The following is a 24,457-nucleotide window of genomic DNA, read 5'->3' on the forward strand; positions in this document are numbered from 1 at the left end:
CTCAATGCTGATACAGCCGGATGCTTGACACCGTCATCACCGCCGGCAGCGCAGCTTCGTCCACCGCCACATTGTCATACCAGCCGCCCACGGCAAGATTAAGCAGCAGATAAAAAGGCTGATCAAAGGGCATCACCCCCGGCTCCAGACCCCGCTCCGCGAAGCAATGCCCGTCGACCAGCCAGCGCATGGAACCGGCTTCCCATTCCAGCGCATACTCCCGGAACTCGTTAATCGTTCCGTTCTCCAGCTCATAGGTGAACTCTTCGACGACTTTCTGCGCAAGATCCGGTCCATAATGCAGCGTTCCCGCAATCTGCCGGGGCAGGCGTCCCTTCGCCTCCAGCATATCGATCTCCCCGGAGGCGGGCCAGGGCCCGTAAGCCTGATCCTGCGGAAGCAGCCAGATGGCGGGCCATATTCCCTGCCCTACCGGCAGCTTGGCCCGCACGACCAGTCTGCCGTAGCAGAAAGAGAACTGGTCCCGTGTATCCAGGCGAGCCGAGGTATACGCGAAGCTGCGTCCATCCTGCTCCACAGTTTCGCGGCGCGCACACAGCTGCAGGCCTTCTTCTCCAATAGACAGATTCCCCGGATTCCCCGTATAAAACTGCTGCTCCCCGTTGCCCCAGCCCGGATACACCGGCTTCCCGTCATTGTCTAATAAGTCATTGCCCAGGCGGATATTCCAGCTCTGCAAATCCGCATTTCCGCTTACGAAATCCTGCTCCCATACAAGCTTGTTCATCCTTCGCACACTCCCTTCAGTTAATCACAGCATACTTAATTTCCAGACCCGGTGGGTGGAATCCAAAAAATTGGGATAGGGTCAATAATCATGGCCTTTTTTCCTCTGCCCTTTTCTCATACGATGAAAGAGGAAGGGGGCACAGCACATGTTCCAATACAGAACGGAACAAATGAAAGCGCTTGTCAGACAGTGGCAGCTGCAAAGCATGGTAATACCGGGCATTCTCTGGATGTTCATCTTTTGTTATATCCCTATGTTTTGGCTGATCATCGCCTTTATGGACTTCAGCATTGCTAAGCCTATGCTGGAGTCGCCATTTGTCGGGCTGAAGCATTTTCAGGATTTTATGACGGATGACCGGTTTTGGCGCTCGATCCGCAATACCCTCGGGATGAGTACGATTAAGCTCGTACTTGGTTTTCCAATCCCCATTCTATTCGCCCTGCTGCTTAATGAAATCCGGGGTCTGCGGTTTAAGCGCACGGTGCAGACAATCTCGTACCTGCCCCATTTCATCGCCTGGACGATCTTTGGCGGAATCGCACTCAACTGGCTGGGGGAGGGCGGTGTCATTAACCAGCTGATGATGGCGATCGGGTTCCAGGACCGGGAAATCCTGTTCAACAGCGACCCTAAGTACTTCTGGTGGATTACCTTTTTCACCGATACGCTCAAGGAAACCGGCTGGAGCGCCATTATCTACATAGCAGCCATAGCCGGTATTGATCCGGGGCTGTATGAAGCAGCCGAGCTGGACGGCGCGAACCGCTGGCAGCGGATGTGGCATATTACCGTGCAGAGCATCCGCCCCACGATCGCGATTCTGTTCATCCTTGCGGTCAGCGGGATCCTCGGCAGTAATTTCGAGCAGATCTTCATGCTTAAGAACAACATGAATATGAAGATGGCGGAGAGTCTCGACCTCTACATTTACAACATGGGGCTGGTCTCCGGGCGTCACTCCTTCTCCACCGCCGTCCTGTTTGCCCGCTCAATCGTAGCGCTGGGGCTGCTGCTGTTGGCCAATCAGACCTCCAAGAAGCTGACCGGCGACAGTATTTTTTAGAAGAAACGAATGATGAGCGGCGAAGCCGACTCCACCTGGAAAGGAGACAACAGATTCATGGCAAGACGCGGAAGATTCCGGCGGATTGGCGCTTTTGAGGTCGGCAATACCCTGCTGATGCTGGCGGTCTGCTTTCTGACGCTGTACCCGATGTGGTTTGTACTCGTCAACTCGCTGAATTCACCGGCGCAGGCCTCGCTGGGTACCGTCAACTGGTTTCCCAAAGAGCTCTCGCTGGCCAGCTACAGTGTAGCCTTTAATGATAGAACGCTGATGAACGGCTTCTACATCACAACTATGCGTACGGTAATCGGGACTGTGGTGCATGTGCTGTTCACCGCTATCGTAGCCTACGGAATGAGCAAGTCCAATCTGATGGGCCGCAAGCTGTATCTCAAAATCTCTTTGATTACGATGCTGTTCTCAGGCGGGCTGATCCCCTCCTTTATTCTCATGACGAAGCTGGGCCTGTATGATAGTTTCTGGGTATTCATCATCCCTTCCATGTATACTTTTTTTAATATGGTTATATTTATGAGCTTCTTCCGCACCATTCCAGACAGCCTGGAGGAGTCTGCCAAGGTGGACGGGGCTTCGGATTATGGCGTTCTGTTCCGGATTGTCCTGCCCAACAGCATGGCTGTCATTGCCACCATCTCCCTCTTCTCTGCAGTCTATCACTGGAACGACTATTATCAGGGAGTCATCTATATCCATTCCCAGGAGCTGCTGCCGCTGCAGACCATGCTGTACAAAATCATTGCCGAGAATTCCATGTCCTTCATGCAGCAGCAGGCGATGGCGCAATTCGGCGCAAGGCTTCCCGGCAACTCGATCAAATTCGCCTCCATGATGGTGGCTACGCTGCCTATCCTCATCTTCTACCCTTTCATCCAGCGCTATCTGGTCAAAGGTGTAATGATAGGTGCTATTAAAGGCTAGCCGTAATGAAGCATTCTACACACATACAGAAAGGATGATTATGCCTTGAAAAGCAAATCTGTCAAACCATTCTTAGCCATTATTCTGGCTGTAATCCTAACGTTAACTATGGCCGCTTGCAGCAGCAATTCCGCCAATAAGGAAAGCGCACCCACAACTGCGCCGCAGGCTGATACTACACCGGCGCCTCAGGCAGAAGCCACTCAGAATCCTGATGAACCCGCCTGGAAGCTTGATACCAGCCCTATCGATTTAACCTGGTTTGTTGGAGCGAACTGGTATGCACACACCTGGGGCGAGAGCCTGGCTTCCAAATATGTAACGGAGAAAACAGGTGTCAATGTCAAGCTGGAGGTACCTTCCGGTGAAGCTAACGAGCAAATTACTCTAATGATGACATCGGGCAAGCTTCCGGACCTTATTTCTATGGGTTCCTGGGAAACCGCTGTCAAAAAGCTGTGGGAAGGCGATCATGTCTATGCCCTCAATGAATTGGCCGATCAGTACGACCCTTACTTCTACAAGGTCGCAGGTGACGGTACGCTGAAGTGGTACCGCCAGGAGAACGGCAACACTTATGGGGTTCCGAATGACTCCTACAGCCCCAACCTGATGCATGAGACCGGCATGACGGCCGCCAATCAGACCTTCCTGGTCCGCAAAGATCTGTACGAGGAAATGGGCAGTCCGGACCTCAGTACCCCGGAGGGCTTCCTGGGTGCGCTGCAGCTGCTGAAGGATAAGTATTCCGAGTATAAGGGTCAGCCTATAAGCCCCTTTTTCGCCCAGGGAAATGTCCCTTACGGGATGACGGAATATCTGCAGAATCTGTTGGCCGTTCCGCATGAGAAAGACGGCAGCGTATATGACCGGGTGACCGACCCGGATTATATCGCCTGGCTCAAAACCTTCCGTACCGCTTACGAGCGCGGACTGCTTAACGTAGATTTCCTGGTGGATTCCGATACCCAGGTGGAAGAGAAAACGAACAACGCCCGCTACTTCATGATGATCCGCGAATGGACCGGCATGACGGCTGTCAATCCGATGCTGGCTGCGGGTGCTAATCCGGACTCCAACTACATCGCAGTTGACGGGCCGCAGAACAGCAAAGGTGACAGTGCCAAGCTGTTCCCCGGCAACATGGACGGCTGGATGGTAACCATGATCAGCAAATCCACCGAGCATCCGGAGCGTGCGATCCGCTTCCTGACCTACCTCGCCAGTGAAGAGGGCCAGCGTGACCTGTTTCTCGGCAAGGAAGGCGAAACCTGGGATACGGTGGACGGCAAACCGCAGCTGAAGGCTGAATTCACAGACATGCTGGGCAGCAATATCGAGAAGCTGGAGAAGGAATACGGCATACTGGATACCTACTGGATGATGCGCAATCCTGTTATCGTCAACCAGTGGAGACCGGAGAAAGCGCCTGTGATCAAGCAGATGGAAGACTTCGCGAACGCACAGGCCGATATCGACAGCGGTATCTACAAAGGGCTGGACCCGCTTGGCGATTCGGATGTAGCGGTGGCTTGGGCGCGTATCTCCCAGAACTGGGAAGAAGTACTCCCTGAGCTGATTACGGCCAAGGACGAAGCTGCTTTTGACAAAATCTTCGACAGCTTCCTGTCCCGCCGCGACAGCTATGGCTTCGAGCAGGTTCAGGAGTACCGCCAGACGGAGCTGGATGCACGCAAAGCCAAAATGGCGGAATAATGTCTTAAACTATGCCGGCGGCCGGAATGGCGGCCGGTCTTCCCTGCTTAGAGGGGTTTCTCCCCTTACGCCGCAACGCCTTATTACCTACCAGCCGGTTTGTAATATATGGTATATTACAGGGATGGGAGGGTAACCAGATGAAGTATTTGCTGACTACGATGAGGAAGCTTTACCGGAATTCCCGCATCTCAACCAAGCTGTTTTTGGCCTTCAGCCTCATGATTGCCATACCTGCGTTTGTGGTCTCCTTTTTATTCATCCGCACGCAGGAAAGCCAGCTCTACAAGGAAGCTATGGCGGAGGGCAGCAATCATGTAGCGCGCCTGAATGAGCGGCTGCGCAGCCGGATGGATATTCTTGAGAACGCTTCCTCCACCGCTCTGACCCAGAAGGGATTTGTGGATTTCATCCACACCAATATGCGCGGGGACGGCCTGCGGCTCGTGAAATTCAAGCAAGACCAGTATGAGCAGATGCATAATATCATTCAAAGCCATGAGCTGATAAGTGAGCTAAGCTTCTATGTCGATAACCCGGATGTATACGAAATCTGGCCTGAAATCTACCATTACAGCAAGTTTTGGCCGCAGGATTACTGGATGACGCTCCGGGATGAAGGTGGGGCCGCCTTCCGCTTATCCGCCTTTAAGGATGGCGAGGATACGTTATCCTACTACAGGCTGGTGAGGCTTCAGGGCCAACAGCAGAAGCTCCCTACGATTATGGAAATCCGCGCCAGGCACAGTGTTTTTTTCAGCGATCTGCTTGAAGACACCCACGGAGATTTCTTCACCGTAGTAATGGACGGAACGAGTGCTTTCCGGAATGTATACAATCCGGGGCATGAGTTCCCGCAGAATGCCAGGGAGAAGCTGGACGGAATTCTTAGCCGGATTCACGAAAAGCTGGATGTGCTGCAGCAGAATAACCCGATTAAGATTCACTCCGGGGATCAAACCTACTACGCGCTGTATCGCTACATCGCTCCTCTGAACGCCTATGTGGTCGATATCGCCTCCCATCAGGCGCTGATGCAGGGCCCGCGGAACTGGTACCTGATTGTGATCACCGTCACCTCCTGTGTGCTGCTGCTTATGCTGCTGCTCGTTTCACAGATGACCCGGCGTATATTCCGGCGGCTGGAGAAGGTGCTCGTCTCTATGCGCAAGGTACGCAGGGGGCAATTGGATGCGAAGATTGATACAGGACTCCGGCATAACGAAACCGGTGACGAAATCGACTACGTGGCCGTCAGCTACAATAATATGCTGGACGAAATCCAGCACCTGATGACACAGGTGGTGGATAAACAGCTTATCGCCAAGAACGCGCAGCTCCACTCCCTGCACTCACAGATCAATTCCCATTTCCTGTACAACGCCCTGGAGTCGATCCGGATGCATGCGGAGGTCCAGCAGCAGCCGGCTATTGCGGGTGCACTGGTCTCTTTAGGCTCTCTGCTGCGTTATAGCATGCAGTGGCGCAGCGATACGGTTGCCCTCAGTGAAGAGCTTGCCAACATCCACAGCTATATCCGGTTCATCAACTTCATGGAAGGCGGAAGCATTGAATTGTCAGCCGCTCTTCCCCCGGAGGTGCAGCGCTATACGATTCCCAAAATGTGCATGCAGCCTATCGTAGAGAATGCCGTGCATCACGCAGCCCCTGCAGGCGGCAGTGTACATATCCAAATTACTGTAAGGGTAGAGAATGATAGCCTGCTGCTGATAGAGGTCCGCGATGACGGCGCAGGTATTGATCCGCAGATGCTGGAGAGGCTGCAGTCTGTGCTGCGGGGTGACTCGGATACGCCGATTATTACCAGCAAGAACGGGCTGGGTCTGGAGAACGTGCATAAGCGCCTGCAACTGCATTACGGCAAGGGCTGCGGACTTTGGATTGACAGCGTGCAGAGCGCCTATACCTGCGTAACCATACGGCTCCCTTGGGAAAATGTGAATCTTGGAGGATGGTAGGCATGATCAATATTCTGGTTGTGGATGATCAAAAGCAGATCCGTGACGGCCTGCAGGCTATGCTGCGCCAATTCCCTCTGCAGCTTGACCATATATACAGCGCTGTGAGCGGAATTGAGGCACTGGAGCTATTGCGTCAGCACAGCATCCAGCTCGTGATTACCGATATCCGGATGCCTGATATGGATGGCCTGGAGCTCATGGCTCAGACCAAAGAGGAATGTATTAAGGTTGATTATCTGATTATTAGCGGCTACAGCGATTTCACCTATGCCCAGAAGGCCATTGAGCTTGGGGCTAAGGGTTATCTGCTCAAGCCTGTGAAGCGGGAGGATTTGCAGTCCTCGGTGGAGCATGTCTGGCAGGAAATTCAGACACGAATGTCGCTCTCGCGTAATCTCGAGCAGTTGTCTCGCCGCGCCATGGAGTCTGACCGTAAGGAGCTGCGCATGTATATGCAAGGCGCGGCGGGTGATGAAACGTGGATTGACACGACTGAGCAGCAGAATGCAGAGCTATGGCGCAGCTACCGGCTCTGCATTCTGCGCGAGGAGCTGTGGATTAACCAGCCGGGTGCCAGCAGCAGCCATAGCATAGAATCTATTGCTTACCGCGTATATGGCAGACAGGGTTGTATCTGTCTTCAGCACCGCCCCCACCTGATCCTGGCGGTTGATGCAGCCATAGATCCGGGGGTCTTCCCTGCTGCGCTCCAAACCGAGCAGATTGAGGCCATTACCGCAATGACCCGCCCGCAACAGGGATTAAGGGAGCTTCCGGGCAGCTATACGCTGGCATTGGAGCTGTACCGCCATAGCTTCCTGTTTCCAGATAAACGTTGCCTCCTGCCCGCGCATATTGAGCGGCTGGAGCAGCAGTGGGAGCTCCCCTATGAGGAGCTGTATGCCCTGTTCCAGTTAACCGGCACTAAGAATGGTGGCAGAATTACGCAAGGAATCTCCGGCCTATTCCATAAGGATGTACTGCAGCGGTATCACATTCGATATACACAGCAGCTATGCCGGGCCGTAGTCCAGATGATGGAGGAATATGAGCGTGTAATCCGCCCGTACATGGGAGAAGAAGCGCTGGACTTAGACTCTCTGCGCAACCTGTTCGACTATCCGGGCATCCGCGATTATATTCAGGCGCTGCAGCAGCAGCTGCTCCGGCTGAACCAATTTTATTATGAATACAAATGCAGCTACCGCAACTCTCAGGACTTGAACGAAGCTATCCGTTTCATCCACGAGAATTACCACAAGCCGCTGGATCTCGCGATGGTGTCCAACCATGTGTCGCTGAATTACGCTTATTTCTCCAACCAGTTCAAGAAGAATATCGGCAAAGGCTTCGCCGAATACCTGCGTGATGTGCGTCTGGATAAAGCCCGGCGTCTGCTTGCAGAAACGGACCATAAGATCGTCGAGATTGCCTCCATGGTCGGATATGAAAGCTACAAAAGCTTCACACGGGCCTTCCGGGATGTGATGCATATGCAACCCACGGAATACCGGCAGCTGATCCGCCGCAGGCATGGCAGAGAGGGCGATTACCAGGATAACGTGCTATAGACCAAGGGAAACGCTGCCAGATGAAGTCCTTGTGAGCAAAAGCCAAAAAATTGGGTCATAACAAAAAGTATTGTCCCTTTTAGCGCGATATTAGTTTCGATAGAATAAAGATGTTCTCTCACATGTAAGCGGTTACCTTCACTACCATTTAATTAAAGGAGGGCAAGTATGAAGCGACTTCACCTAACGGATATCGGATTTAAACAGAAGGTATTATGTTTGTTCCTGAGCTTAGTGATGCTGGCCGGCATCGGCCTGTGGCCTGCTTCGAGAATTCAGACTGCAGCAGCAGCAGGTGTCACTGTTAGCTCCATGACCTATTTTTCAGCGGCAGACGGTCCAGTTATCTCCAAATCAGGGGTTGGACAAGCGAGCTACGGTTTCGTAATGCCAGTGTTCAACGGCGGCTCCGCCACCTGGAGTGATGTATCGGACGATGTGGGCGTCAAAGTGAAAGTAAGCGGCAACTGGATAGACATCGACAGCGCAGGCGGCTATGTCTACAACCAGAACTGGGGGCACTGGAGTGACGGCGGGATGAACGGCTACTGGTTCACGCTCTCCGCAACAACCGAGATCCAGCTCTACTCCAAGGCTAATAGCGCGGTCACACTTAATTACACACTGGCCTTTCAGAACCTGAACACAACAACCATCTCGGCTATGGCGCCTACACAAGGGCCGCAGATTACAGCAGGCTTTACAGGCAGCGCAGGCTTTACCTACCCTACCTTCAACAATGATCCGGCCTTAACTTATGAAGCCGTGGCGGATGATCTGAAGGTGTACGTGAAACCTGTTAACAGTAGCACCTGGATTGATATTGATAATAACGCAGCCAGCGGCTGGATTTATGACAGCAACTTCGGCCAGTTCACCGATGGTGGCGGAGGCTATTGGTTTACCGTTACTGAATCCATGAATGTCAAACTGGCCTCCAAGACCTCTTCCGCGAATCTCATCTATACCATCACCTTTAATACACCTGTTAGAAATTCGTACGTACTGACTGCTTACGACGGCACAGCTTACACAGCGGATAACAACGGCTCCATCGGCTTCCCCCTTCCTAAAATAGACGGAGGCGCACCGGTTGGCAGCGAGCTTGGCAAATTCGTCTATCAGATCAAAGCGGGCGGCCAGTGGGTGGATCTGAGCAATTCCGGACAGAGCGGATTCGTCTATGCCGGCAACGGCTATAATAATATGTCCGCTGCCAACCAGTGGGGCTACTGGGCCGATTACATCTATGGCCTGTGGTTCCAGCCGATCCAGGTGAATATGGAAATCCGCATCGGGTATCCGCTGAACGGGCAGCAAGGCGGAAATGTCGGCAGCAATTATGTCTATTACACCTTCACCGGTAATCCCAATGCCCCGCGTCCCGATGAAAGCGACCAGGAAGATATTACGCTCGGAACACCTTCGGACCCTGCCGTAGCAGGTATGAACCTCCTCTGGCAGGATGAGTTCAGCGGGACAGCGCTCGACACCGGCAAATGGAATTATGAGCAGGGGTACTATATCACGAGTGATCCCAATAGCTGGGGCTGGGGCAATGCCGAGCTGCAGCATTATACGAACAGTACCCAGAATGTATTTCTCCAGAACGGACAGCTGAATATCAAGGCCATTAATGAGCCAAAGTCCTTCCCGCAGGACCCGAGCCGGTATGCGCAGTATTCCTCCGGCAAAATCAACACCAAGGATCATCTGTCCTTCCAGTACGGCCGGGTGGACATTCGGGCTAAGCTGCCTACAGGCAATGGGATCTGGCCTGCACTGTGGATGCTTCCGGAAGATGCTGCTTACGGGGCATGGGCCGCATCCGGTGAAATCGATATTATGGAAGCCAAGGGACGGCTTCCCGGCACGACCAGCGGCGCCGTACATTTCGGTGGACAATGGCCTGTGAACCGGTATATTTCCGGTGAATATCACTTCTCTGAGGGGCAGACCTTCGCGAACGATTATCACGTCTATTCCATCGTCTGGGAAGAAGACAATGTGAAATGGTATGTGGACGGTAAATTCTTCTTCAAGGTCAACAGAGAGCAATGGTATTCCGTAGCGGCACCGAACAATCCAAATGCCCCCTTCGACCAGCCCTTCTATCTGATTATGAATCTGGCGGTCGGCGGACATTTTGACGGCGGGCTCTCCCCCGCTCCGTCTGATATCCCGGCAACGATGCAGGTAGATTATGTACGGGTCTACAAGGAAGGCAGCGGCGGCGGGAATCCGGGCAATCCCGGCAACGTTCCGGTTAGTGGTGTCACCGTAACCCCTTCCACCGCCCAGGTGCAGGCCGGACAGAGCGTCCAGCTGACCGCCAATGTGGCACCGTCTGGTGCAACTAACCAACAGGTTGCCTGGACCGTATCCAACAGCAGTACCGCCTCCGTGAACCAGAATGGTCTCGTAACCGGTCTTGCACCGGGTACCGCAACTGTTACGGCAACAACGGCAGACGGCAACAAAACCGCCTCCAGCACGATTACGGTTGTGTCCCCTCCTCCGGCGGTCATTGTGATCGGCGATCAGGTGCGCGGCCTGAAAAAAACAGGCAATAACCTGCTGTTCTATGTGAACGGCGCAACCTTCGCCGACCTGCATTACAAAATTAACAACGGCGGACAGCAGAACGTCGCAATGACCTCCGCGGGCAACGGCAACTACACCTACGCGGTAAATAACCTTCAGCAGGGTGATACCGTGGAATACTTCTTCACGTACAACCCGGGTCAGGGGGCACTGGATTCCCCATGGCAGACTTATGTGCACGGGGTGACCCAAGGAACCCCGGAGTAGGAAGAGCATCCTGGAACAGATAAGCGGCTGAACGTATGGCCGCTTCATATGACCGCTAATACAGGGGATGGGGAAGTCTTAGGACTTCCCCATCCCCTGTTCTATTTTCACTTCAAGGCAACAGTAATACAGAGCCTAATAAATTACCGGAAACAAAATGTGACCAAATGCCGTCCTTAAGGGTGTTATAGGTAAAGGAGGGCATAACCTCATGCAGCAACCCATGACCCGGCCGGGCAATCATGTGATGGCAAGCTACGAAAAATACGCAGAGATGCTGTACCGGATTGCCCTGATCCATCTGGGCAGCCGCCAGGATGCCGAAGAAGCCACGCAGGACACCTTCATCAAGCTGATGGAGAAAGCTCCCGCATTTAAGGATGACGAACATCAGAAGGCATGGCTGATCCGGGTAATCACCAATCATTGTAAAAATCTGCTGGGCAGAGGCTGGCGCAAGCGCGAAGTCAAGCTGGAGGGCACTGAGCCGGCCGCGGCCGACACCCCCGAGGATATGGCGATCCTGCAGCTGGTGCTGGCGATGCCGGTAAAGTATAAAACGGTGATCCATCTGTATTATTACGAGGATTACCCCATCCAGGAGATCAGCAGGATTCTGCAAATCAGCGAGTCTGCCGTGAAGATGAGACTTCAGCGGGGACGTCAGCTGTTAAAACTGGAGCTGGAAGGAGCGGAACCGGAGTGAAGGAAGAAGAATTTCGCACAAACTATAAGAAAGCGGTGAATTCAATGAAATCCAGTGAAACAATGAAACAAGGATTCGTCGATAAAATGGAGCAAAAACGCCGTCCGCGTAAAATCGTCTATGTGGCAGCAAGTGTACTGCTCGCTGCCGGAATCGGCTTAGCCGGACCAAGCATTATGCAGCAGCTGAATGGAACGGCCTCCCCGGGTCAAGTGGCTCAGGTAGATCCGGGCACGCCCGCTGCGGGTACCTCGGCAGGCATCGTCATTCCCAAGATAGAGCTGCCGGATAAAAGCTCCGGTGTTTCAGCAGATATGATCGCCCTTGTCGTATATAAGGGCAATATCTATACTCAAGCGGCGACCCGTATCGATGCGGCCGATGCCGCAGCACTGCGCGGCGAGAAGCTGGGCAGGACGTCCGGCGGCATTGATGAATGGAGCGGCAAGGATGAGTATATCGAGCTGGCCTCCAATATTGGCGAAGCGGATATCTATGCCGTAAAGGGATACGATTCCGGATTCATGGTGATGTCCTATACGGAGATTGATGGCCAGGTATATGCGGAGCTGTATGAACACACGAATGGCATTACAATAAGCAGCGGCGCTGATCTGTTCGGCAAGCTGAATCTGGAAGGCCGCATTGCCTCCGCCCAGTGGGAGAGCTTCAGCAGCTGGAACAACGGCCAGCAGCAGTACCTGCCGCTGCCGGAGGGTGCCGCGCTGGATGGCTTCCTGAGCGCGCTTAATGCCGCCAAACCACTGGCAGCAGAGCCGCTGACGGAGCAAGGCATCTATGACAGTGAAGACCGCAAGATCATCTACCTGCAGCTGGATGACAAGGCCCGGGTGGAGCTGACCCTATTCGGCCAGGGACTGGTACGCTACGGCAATGCTCCGGTATTCTTCGAAGTCGAATCCGGTGCTTTCCAGGCGCTGTGGAACAGCATGAATCCTTGAGTTGCTGCTTAATAGCAGCAAGCTGGTTTAACAGCCGAAACATAACCTCTCATCTCCTAACACCAAGGTGGGTCAATGAGGAGATACAGCCAACGGGCGGTAGGAAGCTGAAGAGCTCCCAACGGCTGCAACAGCCCACTTCCACCAGAATCAGGTGCACTTTTACCCCCGAATTACCTCTTTAGCGGCAAACAAGTGGATAAAGGTATCTTAATTAGCCCAGTTCCGCGGGATATACGGAAGCAAGTGGAAAAACAGCATCTAATCTAGTTCGTTTTTGCTACTGTCGATGAATTGGGCAAATTTAAGTGTTGTTTTTCCAACTGTTGGTATAGATGCTACCATTCGTTCATCAGCAAGTGGAGGAAATCCAACTAATTCCGCTTCCCCTCCCCTCTGAGCTTATCCAGTTCGTTCTAATCACCCTAACGGGTGAATTGGTTTTCTAGCCAGCGGTCATTTGTCCGCTGGCTCTTCTTTTCTAACCCATGATGAGCAGGATTCTCTAAAAAACTAATATACTATTCAATTGCCCCTTCAACGCGGTACTTTTTCTCCCATTCGGATACAGTACTGGAGTCCATCCTGATCAGCTTAACCGGGAGGAATTCGTTATCCTCCTTCATCCCACCACTGCCAGGCAGAAGCTGCAGTCCTTTAATTCTTCGCACCACTTCCTCATCGGTATCAATATCCCCGGACTCTTCTTCGGGTACGACAATAAGCGGAATCTCCTGCCTGATACTGGTGACCGATCCTACACAGTCTTTGTATGACAGTTCAACAGTAATATAGTGCATCCCGCAGGGGATTGGCTCCAGTGTAAAAATTTCGAGGAACAGATCCGCTACAGCCAGCGGATCAAGAACCGATATCACCCCTGCGTTGTCCTCGTCGGTACCATTTAGATTACGCATCCGGTGAAGTCCTGCCGGCAGAGTAATCTGCACCCGGGCATTCTGGACTGAACCCAGCGGAGTAATCTGAAGCCAGAGATGATTCATGCCTTCTTCATTTTCAATTGCAGATTTAGCGTAGCGGACTTGTATCATGAGTGTCCCTCCTCCTTAAGTAACCGGGTGACGGTTTCGATCATCTTATCTTTCAATGCTGGCGGGATACGCGGACTCACCGAGAGAATCACATCTTCATTGACAACAAACATTTCGTTTCGGATCATCTGGTCTGACTGATACAAACGCAGGTTCTCACCAATCTTAATCACTTCATCCATCGCCAGATCCGCTAATTTCTCTTGAGCCGAGGAGAGTGTGTCGCCGCCCTTGGACAATACCAGAATGGCGCGTAAATAATGCAGATGCTTATCCGTATACGCCCGCTTGTTGCCAACCAGCTCGAGCGGTGGAAGCATACCAATCTGTGTGTAGTACCTGACCGTCCGCAAATTCATTTGCGGATCTTCGCTTTGCAGTACTTCGGCCAATTGCTTCGCGGTATACGTATTCATAAAATCACCCTTCTTTAAGAAACATCAGTTACAGTCATCTGTTTCTATTACATCTTAGTGTGTTAATTACAGTCTAGTGTAATCAATATCTGTTGTCAACATTCCGCTTAGACGGAAACCAGAACATTAACTCCCTCTCTCCGGTCAGAGTAACTTGATATCCTATCGTTACAGCACTAATGCTCCTCATTTCCTCCTTTGGCCCGTCTGGGGAAATCCAGGAGATTCAGCAGGATTCATCCACAACAAACGAAAATCATAATTTACTAAATACCAAAAAACCAGCTGCTGCGCAGCCGGTCGGTTACTGTTCATATTTTCTTTATCATATGGTATTCAGAGCGTTATTCATTTACCGCTAAGCGCACGTATCTTATTTCGCATGGACTCCTGATGGCTGGCAAACTGCTTATGTCGATGTCCATTGGCGCCGGAAGGATGAGGGAATCCCCACAGACAATCTCGTGCATCCAGCACCCCGTCCGCCGCAAGCTGCTGAAGCACCTGCTCTACATTTTTGCCCAGAGGTATGATTATCGGCTGATTCATGAGACTGAGTTCATCTTGCAATGAGCGCAAAGCAGTCTGGTTCAGAAAAGGGTTGGTCAACAGATGGGGATGGGTTCCGTTATAATTATTCCCCGCTACAAAAACCGGAAACCGCAGCAGAGAAGTGGTATGCAGCAGCTCATGCTGATCCTGAAACAAATCCCCGCAAGATTCGGCACCCAGATATCGATGCAGTTCAAGCGCGTCCAGCATGTCAGTTAAATGGGTTCTCATGGTGCCGGCGAAGCCGGCCGCTTCTTTCGCCAGCCTGCACACTGCCTCATCGGAGAGTCCAGCTTTAAGACCGGCTTTGGCTGCCTGCAGCGCTATCCTCAATTGTGTCCATCCGGGCGTAATTCCGATAATCACTACTTTGGCAGCAGGATTGACATACTCGTTGTGTGGAGCGTAATACATTTCAAGCAGGCCGCTGCGCTTCATGAGCAGATCACTGGCCAGCAGTTCCGCTTTAGACAGCTTTTTATCTTCCGGGAGCTCAAGAATCGTCTGTCTATACTTGTTCAAATGACTGGAAATAAGCATGCATCCACTCCTTTCAAGAAATCTCAGGGTATAACCTGTGCTTAGTGCTCCGCCAGTTCATACAATGCCGGGTCTACCTCCCGGATGAAAGGCGTCCATTCCCCTGTTGTGTACAGCTGAAGCACATGCATCGCCCTTGTACATGCGGTATAGAAAAGCTTCCGCTCGCTCTCCCTCTGATACGTCTGCGGGGAAGCATCGTAGATCAGCACAGCGTCGAACTCTACGCCTTTGGCCAGATAAGCAGGAATCACCTGTACCCCTTTCTCAAAAGTAGGCGTGTTCTTCGTGATCAGCCGCAGCTCAGCGGCACCTCCGGCGGTCAACAAATTATAAGCTTCTATACTCTCAGCCGCAGTCTTCGTAATCACGGCAATTGAAGTGTACCCTTCCGCGTGAAGCGTGGCAAGATCTTTCACTATGTGTTCGGCCTTCGTCTCATGGCTCTCCAGCTTAGTTAGAACAGGCTGTCTGCCTCTCCGCTCAAAAGGGACAATCGACTCACCGCCGGGCAACAGCGGCTTCGTGAACTCCACGATCTCAAACGTCGAGCGGTAGCTGCGCACCAGCTGGTACTGCGTAGTCTCCGCCGCTCCATATAGCTGAACCAGCGGTGAACTCTCACCTGACAGATTCGTCGCCTGTGTGAAGATCGCCTGGCCGAAATCACCAAGGACCGTCATACGGGCGCGGGGAAACAGCTTTTTGAGAAACTCATACTGGAACATGGAATAGTCCTGGCCCTCATCAACGAAAATATGCCGCACCTGCGTATTCGTCCGGACGCCTTCGATCAGCTCTTTTAAATACAAATAGGGTGTCGCATCTTCATAAAAGAGTTCCTGCCCGCTCAGCTTATCCTTAGTCTGCGCACAGATCTCCGGCCAAAGCTCCGGCATCTCCGCTTCACCTGTCATTTCCCTGTAGGCCTGTTCATCAGTGAAGAGCTGGCAGTATAATCCGCTCATGTCGATAAATGTGAACCGCTTGATTCCCCGTCTCAGAGGTCTGAACTGCTCCTTCACGATCATCTGGCCCAGCAGCTCTTCCTCCCGTTCGGCATAATCAAAATCACTCTCATCCAGCTCACGTTTGTGCACCAGCATTTCCTGAAGCCGGAGGTATTTCTCAGCAAAGTCAAACACCCCCTTCTCTCTGTGCAGCATGCCGTATACCTTAGCGTATTGCTCATTATCGAGGTAATTCATCTCCTCCTGTACCCAGGACGCTCCCTGCTCCTCCTTTTGCAGTCTGGACAGCTCTTCCAGCAGCCATTTCTGCACCAGGGTGACGCGGTTCGGGAGACGAATCGAAGGATCATAGCTATACAGCCTGGTCTTGATCTGCTCTCCTGAGATCAGCACGCGGTCCCCGAAACAGATGTCGTTAAACCGCATGCCCTCTTGCTTCAGCCACAGCGAATAGCCCTGAAGTGCCCGTAGGAAGGCTTCCGATGCCTTATACTCAATGGCCTGAAGACGGGAGCCATAACCCCTGTCCTGTTCCCCGGTCAATACATATTCAATCTGATCAAACGGATCTTCAAGCCTGAATTCCGGACTTAGCCAAGTTTCCAGATATTCCTGAAAGGTCGTCTGCTGCATATTCTCTTCACCCAGTTCGGGGAGAACAGTAGACACATAGCTGTTGAACATCGGGTTAGGGGAGAACAGCACGATCTGATCCGCCGAGAGCCGCTCGCGGTGTTTATACAGCAGGTAAGCTACACGCTGCAGCGCTGCTGATGTTTTGCCGCTGCCGGCCGCTCCCTGCACAATGAGCATCTGGCTGTTATCGTTGCGGATGATCGCGTTCTGCTCCGCCTGGATGGTTGCCACGATACTTTTCATTTGGGCATCCGCCCCCTTGCCGAGCACCTGCTGCAGCAATTCGTCGCCGATCGTTACATTCGCATCGAACAGATGCTGAAGCTGGCCGTTACGGATCTGGTACTGCCGCTTCAGACTCATGGTTCCGCTGATCCGTCCTCCCGGTGTGTCGAAGGCTGCTTTTCCAGGCGGATAGTCATAGTACAGGCTCGCAATCGGAGTGCGCCAGTCATAGACCACAAAGCTCAGCCCGTCTGTATCTACGAAGGAGGAGACACCGACATAGACTTGTTCTTCAGCACTCTGGCCATCCTCATGAAAATCAATCCGCCCGAAATAGGGGGACGGCAGCAGCCGCTTCATATTCTTCCACTGCTGCAGCTTCCGCGCGTGGCTGCGTTCCCGCTCGGATAAGACGGCATCCTGCTGAGTTATGGTGAAGAAGCTCTCTTCGAAGTCTTCCTGGGTGCTGGTATTCACCGTTACCTCTTCCCAGAATCTTTTGCGGATATCTGTTGCCTGCTCCTTTAACCGGCCAACCTCCGGCTCCAGGTTAGCAATCCCCAATTTCAGCTTTTCTTTTACCTGCTCCAGCCACTCCTGTTCCTGCTCCCAGCTGCTTATCTTCTCCATCACCCGACCACTCCCTTTTCTTGAATGATATTCCTTATCTTCCCCGCTGCAATAATCCCAAACTGGCGGGTTGACAAACCGGATGTCCATTTGCTATAATTAAAATATAAGTAAGATGCATAACCTCCGTTCTTTTCATTAAAAAAAATCAACAGTTCTTTAACATTAACATATTACTTCTTTGTATGCAATACTTCCCGATACATCATTAACCCTGGCGCTTGCGCCAGGGTTTTTGTTGTTCAGATATAAGAAACTGAGTATAACAGACACCCTATGACGCCTGCTTACCAGCCCAGCTTTTAAACAGGACGCTCTATGGTGTAAATCTCACCAATCCCTGCATAATTATTCCCCGCCAGACGGCTTACCGCTCCTAATTTCACCGCATCAATTCTCCCCATATCGTAGATCTGCTCGTCAATATGAAACTGTACAATCCTGCCGATAATCAGGTCATTATTAGGCAGCTCCAGGCAATGCTCAAGTGTACATTCCATCCGCACCTTCGCTTCCTTAACCCCCGGAACAGCAATCTGCAGGCTATCTACCGGCGTCAGTCCCGCTAAAGCTACTTCACTCTGGTCCGGAGGCAGGGGCGCTGCGGTGATATTTACCTGCCTGACATTCTGCTGATCCACAATATGAACGACAAACTCCTTCGTCTGCTTAATATTCCGTGCCGTATCCTTGGACTGGCCCGCAGCATGCTGAATCGAGATGGAGATCATCGGCGGATTGGAGGAAACAATATTGAAATAGCTGAACGGCGCACCATTCAAGCTCCCCTCTCCCGACATCGTCGTGACAAAAGCAATCGGCCGCGGGATAATGCTCCCGGTGAGAAGCTTATAATTATCCCGCTCGGTATTCTGCAGTGGATCAATTGAAATCATTTTAGCATCCCCTCTTCTCTGAAAGTCGGTTAATCTACTGCTCTTACGGTAAAAGGCAGCAATACCTGCTCAAGCTGTTCTCTGTGCGGCTCATATTGTTCCGGCAGCATCAGGTGGCTACCCATTGTTTCCGGCGATTCATCATGGGCGAAGCCTGGAGGATCAGTAGCAATCTCAAACAGGATCTCCCCATGCTCTCTGAAATAGATGGCATTGAAGTAATTCCGGTCCTGAACTGGCGTTACTCCATATCCATTATCATGCACAACATCCTGCCATTCAAGCTGATCCTGATCATCCTTCGCTCTCCAGGCAATATGATGCACGGTGCCGACACCCATTTCGCCGCGCTGCACCGCAGTTACCTTGAGTTCAACTACATTTCCGATGTCCGCAGTAGAATGGTAACGGGCGACATCGCCTTCTTGTCCTACGAATGTAAGTCCCATTACCTTCTCCAGCAGCTCCGCCGTTTGTTCCGGATGCGTGGACAGTAGTGTAGCACCGCCGAAGCCCTTGATCGCAACCTCTGGTGTTACCCCGCCGAAGGTCCATTCGTTACGTTCTCCTGCCTCCCGTTCCACCAGTTCGAGATGAAGACCATGCGGATCATCGAATTCCAGGTACTGCTCGCCAAACCGCTCCATTTCGGTAAAAGCAACCTTAAACTTCGTCAGTCTTTCTCTCCAGAAAGCCATCGCCCCTACCGGAATCACATATGAAGTAACGCCGACCTGACCCCCGCCGATTTTACCCTGATACGCATCTGCCCAAGGGAAGAAGGTGATAATGGTCCCCGGCTTGCCACCATTGTTGCCGAAGTAAAAGTGATACGTTCCGGGATCGTCGAAATTGACGGTTTGCTTAACCAGCCGGAGTCCCAATACGCCTGCATAGAAATCCATATTTTCCTGCGGATGGCCGACAATTGCGGTGATATGATGAATGCCCATAGTTTGTTTATTCATTTGAATTCACTCCTGTTTTGATAAATTTTAAGTAGCAACTAGTACAGCTTATAATATCTTTACTTTAAGATATTAGGTTGAATATTATCTTTAAGTTAAGATAATTTATATTCTCACTTTACTTTTTATTAATCCGTTTGTCAAGCGTTTGTCTATATCTCTTACGATTTACAATCCTGCACAAAATGCAACATTCTCCTCCTTAAAACGTCCCTAATCGAAAATTTTCATACAACAATCCCTTGAAAACTTAGTTACTTATGAATCAAAGTTGCAATAAATACAACATTTTATAGCTTCATCTCTTAACGTTAACGTGAACCTTAAACAAGCTTTTTTTCATAAAAGCACAACGTCAGCTTGTCATTGATCTCTTTGGTCTCACCTGTTCTTCTGTAACCCAGCTTCTCATACAAGTAGCAGTTTCTTTCATCTTGCACGATGGTAGCCAGCCCCCAAGACTTAGCGTCAGCATAGATGCGCTCAATCTGGGTGAAAACTTGCTGGGCAAGTCCTTGACCCTGATATTCCGGCAAGATGAATGTTGTGCCGATCCAGTAATGATTATCCCCTTTCTTCACGACTCTAATACTACCAGCCGCAACACCGGCATTCCGGATGATGTAATAATCTACACATGCTTGATTGAACCGCTCCATTACTCTTTCTAGGGTTTCATTGGCCGGGTTCGTATCATGATCCTGATATTTCTCGAGTAGGGGCAGGAACGCCCGGGTTTGCATTTCATGAATCGCCGCCGCATCTTCCACTACCGCTTTACTTAATGTCACTTCCATCCTATGTACCTCCAGATTTTATACAAAATATACATAATCCAAGTGTTCGCCATCCAATCCGGCAATATGATTATTCGGTCTTCTACGCGCCAGAGTGAACCCGATACTCTCATACATCCGCCGGGCAGGGACCAGATCATCATTCGTTGTTACAATAATTTTACGGACTTCTTTTTGGAGGATTCTATTCACTGCTTCTTGAAGCTGCATCTTACTGTAACCTTTACCTTTGTGTGCTGAAGCAATGCAGTTGTGGCCTATTTCCGCAACCTCTGGCAGGTTCCTCGGGTCCCAGGTAACAAATCCGATGGCTTCACCGTTTAGCGTTGTGATGAATCCGTATTTATCGGCAATTTGCAGATTATCAAAGAAAAAGTTGTCAAATTCCCGCCATTCAGCAAGGCAGCTTTGCTCATACCGGCAATTAAAGGCATAGGCATCTTTCAATAATTCAAAGAGTGTTCCCCGCCCGAACTCACTTATTTTCCTAAATTCTATTCCCATGTCCCTCCCCATTTCCTCTTCAAATACACTTACAAATATTACAATGAAATACATCATTCCACCATGATATATTGCATGTAGATTCTTGAATGCAAACAGGCGGAACTTCACTAAGGAAGTCCGCCGTTTACACTTATTTCAATAACACCGGCTCCAGCAGGTTCAAATAATACAGATTACCGCTGCCTTCCGGATGATCATTACGGATATGCTCTTCCAGGCAGAGCCGTCCGCGGTCAGAGCGGTATTTCTTACTTTGTGATAACTGATTCATCAGTGTCTTCCATGATCCGCCAATGTCGTCGCTGCTTTCCAGCATCGCAAATAATCCTCCGGGCAGCGTCATTTCCTTAAAGGGCTCCGGCACAACAACGCCCTCAGGAATGGTCGCACACATTCCATAGCCATAAGGTTTGCCGGCACTGCCGGGCATAGGCTTCATGTTCCCGCCGAAGAAACGCGCCGTGCCGAGCAGATTCGCTGACCTCAGCCAATCCATCAGCGGCCCCATCACTTTGTCCTCGGGGGATACGTCCACGACAATATGAAAAGCGACTCTCATGGGTGCTAAGTCAATGATTTTGAATACATGCTGTTCCGTTAAACTGCTCATAAATACAGCCTCCGTCTCCATAAGGATATCATCCAGGACCAGATTTCCTTCGTTCTGCCTCTCAAGGTATTCCAGGACCCGGGTCAACTGCTTCTCAACAAGCCCTACCTGTTCTCTTTGCTTCTTAAGAGAGTTCACTTTCTTCTCTATGACTTTACTAAGTCCGGCTATTGAATTCGCTATAAGGACAGTCTTTATTTCTTTGATCGGAATGTCCATCTTCCGCAGCATCGCTGTTATCCGAATACATGCCAGTGCATGTTCGTCGTACACACGCCAACCGGAGGAAACATCTCTATCGCTTTGGAATAACCCTTCCGCTTCCCAGTGGCGCAGCGTACGGCTCGTCAGCCCCAGCTGCTCCGACATTTCTTGTATAGCAACAGATCTGTTCATTTCGCTCTCCTCTCTGAGATCTCATAGCTATCGTATCACTTGACGCTGCGTCAATATCAAGAAGTAATCCTGGTGTGCCCGAAAAAAGTCATCTCACCCATCTCATTCTCTGCGATCCTGTAGGGATGGGTCTGGTCATAATATCTTTGGACAAATACTCCCTCACCTACTGGATAGAGCTCAATATGAAAATTGCCGGAGAATCTCGTGAAATATAATTTCCCGTTTATGATTTCTATCTGGATTTTGTCTTCCAGGTACGTTCCGCAGTACATCCGTAGGCTGCGCTCACTGAAGTGAACTTCAGGATGCCGAACCGGAGCCTTCACCTCAACATTATGCAGAATATCTGAGATTGTATTGCCCAGCCGGTACTGATTAATAGCTTCATTGTTTGACAGAATAAGAATACAGATGTCTTCAGCAAAAAAATTCTGCATATAGGTGCTGACCCCAAGGTGATCCCCGCCATGGGCATATCTGTCTTGGCCGTAAAGGTGGTGATGCTCCAAGCCATAGCAGTAGTTGTTATCGTTCTCGGTGAAAAATCTGGCATATGCCTCCGGTGACAGCAGCTTCCGGTCCCGCAGACAGGCATACCATTTGTGCAAATCCTCGCAGTCCGAAACCACCGCACCTGCACCAATGCTGAACTTCTCGTTGTGATACGGGCATTTGACCGTTTCGGCGAAATCCTTGGCATAATTGCTTGCTCTGTTAACCATCACCCGGCACCCGTCGTCAACAACGCTGTTAGACATAGCTAAAGGCCGGAAGAGATGCTTTTGAAGGAAATCCCCATACTTCTCTCCCGAAACATGCTCAATAATCCAGGCCAGCAAATTATAATTGGAGTTATTATAATCATATTCTGTACCCGCCGGCTTTGTGGGCTTCTTGTTGATATACTGCTGGAAGTACTCCGTCTGTGAGTAATTCATTCTGTTATATCCGCCGAAAAAATCATTCTCAAAATTATAAAAATTATATAAACCGGATGTGTGTGACAATAAATGATGTACGGTAATAGACTCATCAATTTTCAGATCTGCAGGTAGATATAGCTGTGCGGATTGATCGATATCCAGCACCTGCCTGTCACATAGAAGCATAACTGCAAAAGCCGTAAACTGTTTAGACATGGAAGCAAGTGAGAAGCATGAATGCATATCATTTTTAATTCCAAACTCAATACTCGCATAGCCGCAGGCCTTCTCAAAGAGTACTTCGCCCTTCCGGGTAACTTGAATAACCCCGTAAAAATCCCACAGCTTCAGGTACTCATTCGTATAATCCTCAAGCTTTTCACGTAATGTCCGCACGGACTCACTCCCTAATCTGTTTTAACTATCAATTGACATTCACCCTTAGATGTTGTAAAAATACAGTAATACAATATTATACAACTTTGCAATGACGAAGAGAGTACGCATAACGAATACTCCAGAGAGCTGATGGCCGGTGCGAATCAGTGTAGGGATTATGCCGAAGTGGGCTTCTGAGCATCCAAACCGAACCTTCAGGAAGTAGGCTTTGGCGAAGGTCTCATCGTTACAAGAGACGCGTATTCAGGGCATATAGCGATGTCACGATACGTTTAAGCGGGTCCGGATCACAATCCGGGCTAATTAAGGTGGTACCACGGGGTTCTCTCGTCCTTTTCAGGATGAGAGGACCCCTTTTTGATACATAAACGGAGGGATAACATGAGTAAGGAAATTGTATTAACCGGAATTAAGCCTACGGGCAAAGTCCATCTGGGGAATTACATCGGAGCGATCAAGCCTGCACTGCAACTCGCCGGGGCCAGTGATTGTACTGCGCTTTATTTTATCGCTGACTATCATGGATTAACTTTCATACAGGACAGAGACGAGTTTCGTAATCTGTCTTATGGTATCGCAGCTACATGGCTGGCACTGGGACTGGACCCGGAGCGGGTAATCTTTTATCGACAATCTGATGTGCCGGAGATCTTCGAGCTTCACTGGATTCTATCTTGCCTGACGTCCAAAGGTCTAATGAACCGTGCCCATGCGTACAAAGCCATTCATGAACAAAATATTCAATCAGGCGTGGATGCGGATACCGGAGTCAATATGGGCCTGTTCACTTATCCGGTTCTGATGGCAGCGGACATTCTGCTGTTTCAATCAGACAAGGTCCCTGTCGGTAAAGACCAGATTCAGCATGTGGAGATCGCCAGGGATATTGCCGAAGGCTTCAACCGGATTTATGGGGATACCTTCAAGCTGCCTGATTATAGGGTCGATGAGAACACATCCGTGATTCCAGGGCTGGACGGGCGGAAGATGAGCAAAAGCTATAATAATACGATTCCGCTGTTCGAAACACCAGAGAACCTGAAGAAGCTGATCAGCAAAATCAAAACAGACTCTACACCTCCCGAGGAACCGAAAGACCCGGATACGTCTAATATTTTCTTGCTGTACAAAGAGTTTGCGGCTCCCGCTCAAGTACAGGATTTCAGGAACCAATATCTAAGCGGCATCAGTTGGGGTGAGGCTAAGCAGGAGCTGTTTCAGGTGGTTAATGCTGCACTGGAGGAACCCCGGAACAAATACAATGAGTTAATGGCAGCGCCAGAGCAGATCGACGCGATCCTGAGTGAAGGTGCCCGGAAGGCAAGAGCCCTAGCTGCACCTCTGCTTGCCCAGGTCAAATCCAGGATCGGACGATATAAATAGATCCATGGAGCGGAGTTTAGCCTAAGCGGGTGATATGGTAAAATTA

Annotated in this window: 20 protein-coding genes and 1 other annotated feature; of the genes, 9 read left to right on the plus strand and 11 right to left on the minus strand. The window is 50.8% G+C overall.

Annotated elements, in window-relative coordinates; translation table 11 throughout:
- Position 1: 1 nt before the first annotated feature.
- Entirely contained in the window at positions 2–748 is a 747-nt protein-coding gene (locus MKZ24_RS24800) for a glycoside hydrolase family 16 protein (RefSeq protein WP_052416280.1), read from the minus strand.
- Between the two features lie 148 nt (positions 749–896).
- Between MKZ24_RS24800 and MKZ24_RS24805 the strand changes: the two genes are divergently transcribed.
- The 8 genes from MKZ24_RS24805 (at position 897) to MKZ24_RS24840 (ending at position 12,507) form a co-directional block, all read left to right on the plus strand.
- Entirely contained in the window at positions 897–1,817 is a 921-nt protein-coding gene (locus MKZ24_RS24805) for an ABC transporter permease (protein ID WP_042235359.1), read from the plus strand.
- 57 nt (positions 1,818–1,874) lie between these two features.
- Complete coding sequence (locus MKZ24_RS24810) at positions 1,875–2,759, plus strand: carbohydrate ABC transporter permease (RefSeq protein ID WP_042242292.1); 885 nt, start codon at positions 1,875–1,877, stop codon at positions 2,757–2,759.
- Positions 2,760–2,804: 45 nt separating this feature from the next.
- Positions 2,805–4,475: an extracellular solute-binding protein gene (locus MKZ24_RS24815; protein WP_340787766.1), complete on the plus strand. Its 1,671-nt coding sequence runs from the start codon at positions 2,805–2,807 to the stop codon at positions 4,473–4,475.
- 140 nt (positions 4,476–4,615) lie between these two features.
- Positions 4,616–6,454 carry a sensor histidine kinase gene (locus MKZ24_RS24820; RefSeq protein WP_340787768.1) on the plus strand — a complete coding sequence of 613 codons (1,839 nt, stop codon included), beginning with the start codon at positions 4,616–4,618 and terminating at the stop codon, positions 6,452–6,454.
- A 2-nt stretch (positions 6,455–6,456) separates the two neighbouring features.
- Positions 6,457–8,028 (plus strand): response regulator, encoded by a 1,572-nt coding sequence (locus MKZ24_RS24825; RefSeq protein WP_340787771.1) that lies wholly within the window; start codon positions 6,457–6,459, stop codon positions 8,026–8,028.
- A gap of 168 nt (positions 8,029–8,196) precedes the next feature.
- Complete coding sequence (locus MKZ24_RS24830) at positions 8,197–10,839, plus strand: family 16 glycosylhydrolase (protein ID WP_042235354.1); 2,643 nt, start codon at positions 8,197–8,199, stop codon at positions 10,837–10,839.
- A gap of 211 nt (positions 10,840–11,050) precedes the next feature.
- A complete protein-coding gene (locus MKZ24_RS24835; RefSeq protein WP_340787776.1) occupies positions 11,051–11,545 on the plus strand; it encodes an RNA polymerase sigma factor in 495 nt (164 codons plus the stop codon).
- Positions 11,542–12,507 (plus strand): hypothetical protein, encoded by a 966-nt coding sequence (locus MKZ24_RS24840; protein ID WP_340787779.1) that lies wholly within the window; start codon positions 11,542–11,544, stop codon positions 12,505–12,507. Before MKZ24_RS24835 ends, MKZ24_RS24840 begins: the two co-directional genes overlap by 4 nt.
- A 521-nt stretch (positions 12,508–13,028) precedes the next feature.
- Here MKZ24_RS24840 and MKZ24_RS24845 read toward each other — a convergent pair.
- The 10 genes from MKZ24_RS24845 to MKZ24_RS24890 form a co-directional block, all read right to left on the minus strand.
- Positions 13,029–13,559, minus strand: a complete 531-nt coding sequence (locus tag MKZ24_RS24845; RefSeq protein WP_340787782.1) for a hypothetical protein — start codon at positions 13,557–13,559, stop codon at positions 13,029–13,031.
- On the minus strand, positions 13,556–13,975 hold the full coding sequence (locus MKZ24_RS24850) for a MerR family transcriptional regulator (RefSeq protein WP_340787784.1): 420 nt from the start codon (positions 13,973–13,975) through the stop codon (positions 13,556–13,558). The genes MKZ24_RS24845 and MKZ24_RS24850 overlap by 4 nt, the downstream gene beginning before the upstream one ends.
- A gap of 348 nt (positions 13,976–14,323) precedes the next feature.
- Positions 14,324–15,067: a uracil-DNA glycosylase family protein gene (locus tag MKZ24_RS24855; protein WP_042235350.1), complete on the minus strand. Its 744-nt coding sequence runs from the start codon at positions 15,065–15,067 to the stop codon at positions 14,324–14,326.
- A gap of 41 nt (positions 15,068–15,108) precedes the next feature.
- Positions 15,109–17,529, minus strand: coding sequence for an RNA polymerase recycling motor HelD (gene helD / locus MKZ24_RS24860; protein ID WP_340787787.1), 2,421 nt, complete (start codon positions 17,527–17,529; stop codon positions 15,109–15,111).
- A 302-nt stretch (positions 17,530–17,831) separates the two neighbouring features.
- Positions 17,832–18,425, minus strand: a complete 594-nt coding sequence (locus MKZ24_RS24865) for a flavin reductase family protein (RefSeq protein ID WP_340787789.1) — start codon at positions 18,423–18,425, stop codon at positions 17,832–17,834.
- Between the two features lie 29 nt (positions 18,426–18,454).
- Positions 18,455–19,393, minus strand: a complete 939-nt coding sequence (locus MKZ24_RS24870) for a ring-cleaving dioxygenase (RefSeq protein WP_340787792.1) — start codon at positions 19,391–19,393, stop codon at positions 18,455–18,457.
- A 323-nt stretch (positions 19,394–19,716) separates the two neighbouring features.
- A complete protein-coding gene (locus MKZ24_RS24875; protein ID WP_042235343.1) occupies positions 19,717–20,190 on the minus strand; it encodes a GNAT family N-acetyltransferase in 474 nt (157 codons plus the stop codon).
- Between the two features lie 18 nt (positions 20,191–20,208).
- Positions 20,209–20,805: a GNAT family N-acetyltransferase gene (locus MKZ24_RS24880; protein WP_340787795.1), complete on the minus strand. Its 597-nt coding sequence runs from the start codon at positions 20,803–20,805 to the stop codon at positions 20,209–20,211.
- Between the two features lie 22 nt (positions 20,806–20,827).
- Positions 20,828–21,703 carry a MerR family transcriptional regulator gene (locus tag MKZ24_RS24885; RefSeq protein ID WP_340787797.1) on the minus strand — a complete coding sequence of 292 codons (876 nt, stop codon included), beginning with the start codon at positions 21,701–21,703 and terminating at the stop codon, positions 20,828–20,830.
- Positions 21,704–21,759: 56 nt separating this feature from the next.
- A complete protein-coding gene (locus MKZ24_RS24890; protein WP_340787798.1) occupies positions 21,760–23,025 on the minus strand; it encodes a serine hydrolase domain-containing protein in 1,266 nt (421 codons plus the stop codon).
- Positions 23,026–23,107: 82 nt separating this feature from the next.
- Positions 23,108–23,366: a binding site (T-box leader), on the plus strand.
- Between the two features lie 43 nt (positions 23,367–23,409).
- On the opposite strand from MKZ24_RS24890, the gene MKZ24_RS24895 reads away from it, so the two are divergent.
- The gene (locus tag MKZ24_RS24895) at positions 23,410–24,411 is read left to right on the plus strand and encodes a tryptophan--tRNA ligase (RefSeq protein ID WP_042235338.1); all 1,002 of its coding nucleotides are present in this window, start codon (positions 23,410–23,412) and stop codon (positions 24,409–24,411) included.
- Positions 24,412–24,457: the final 46 nt, after the last annotated feature.

The sequence above is a fragment of the Paenibacillus sp. FSL R7-0297 genome (assembly GCF_038009025.1).
GTDB lineage: Bacteria > Bacillota > Bacilli > Paenibacillales > Paenibacillaceae > Paenibacillus_AQ.

What these genes read in the sequence shown, in the direction of transcription:
- MKZ24_RS24800 (WP_052416280.1), bottom strand. Translation starts at nt 748, where the DNA reads ATGAACAAGCTTGTATGGGAGCAGGATTTCGTAAGCGGAAATGCGGAT.
- MKZ24_RS24805 (WP_042235359.1), top strand. Translation starts at nt 897, where the DNA reads ATGTTCCAATACAGAACGGAACAAATGAAAGCGCTTGTCAGACAGTGG.
- MKZ24_RS24810 (WP_042242292.1), top strand. Translation starts at nt 1,875, where the DNA reads ATGGCAAGACGCGGAAGATTCCGGCGGATTGGCGCTTTTGAGGTCGGC.
- MKZ24_RS24820 (WP_340787768.1), top strand. Translation starts at nt 4,616, where the DNA reads ATGAAGTATTTGCTGACTACGATGAGGAAGCTTTACCGGAATTCCCGC.
- MKZ24_RS24825 (WP_340787771.1), top strand. Translation starts at nt 6,457, where the DNA reads ATGATCAATATTCTGGTTGTGGATGATCAAAAGCAGATCCGTGACGGC.
- MKZ24_RS24830 (WP_042235354.1), top strand. Translation starts at nt 8,197, where the DNA reads ATGAAGCGACTTCACCTAACGGATATCGGATTTAAACAGAAGGTATTA.
- MKZ24_RS24835 (WP_340787776.1), top strand. Translation starts at nt 11,051, where the DNA reads ATGCAGCAACCCATGACCCGGCCGGGCAATCATGTGATGGCAAGCTAC.
- MKZ24_RS24845 (WP_340787782.1), bottom strand. Translation starts at nt 13,559, where the DNA reads ATGATACAAGTCCGCTACGCTAAATCTGCAATTGAAAATGAAGAAGGC.
- MKZ24_RS24850 (WP_340787784.1), bottom strand. Translation starts at nt 13,975, where the DNA reads ATGAATACGTATACCGCGAAGCAATTGGCCGAAGTACTGCAAAGCGAA.
- MKZ24_RS24855 (WP_042235350.1), bottom strand. Translation starts at nt 15,067, where the DNA reads ATGCTTATTTCCAGTCATTTGAACAAGTATAGACAGACGATTCTTGAG.
- helD (WP_340787787.1), bottom strand. Translation starts at nt 17,529, where the DNA reads ATGGAGAAGATAAGCAGCTGGGAGCAGGAACAGGAGTGGCTGGAGCAG.
- MKZ24_RS24865 (WP_340787789.1), bottom strand. Translation starts at nt 18,425, where the DNA reads ATGATTTCAATTGATCCACTGCAGAATACCGAGCGGGATAATTATAAG.
- MKZ24_RS24870 (WP_340787792.1), bottom strand. Translation starts at nt 19,393, where the DNA reads ATGAATAAACAAACTATGGGCATTCATCATATCACCGCAATTGTCGGC.
- MKZ24_RS24875 (WP_042235343.1), bottom strand. Translation starts at nt 20,190, where the DNA reads ATGGAAGTGACATTAAGTAAAGCGGTAGTGGAAGATGCGGCGGCGATT.
- MKZ24_RS24885 (WP_340787797.1), bottom strand. Translation starts at nt 21,703, where the DNA reads ATGAACAGATCTGTTGCTATACAAGAAATGTCGGAGCAGCTGGGGCTG.
- MKZ24_RS24895 (WP_042235338.1), top strand. Translation starts at nt 23,410, where the DNA reads ATGAGTAAGGAAATTGTATTAACCGGAATTAAGCCTACGGGCAAAGTC.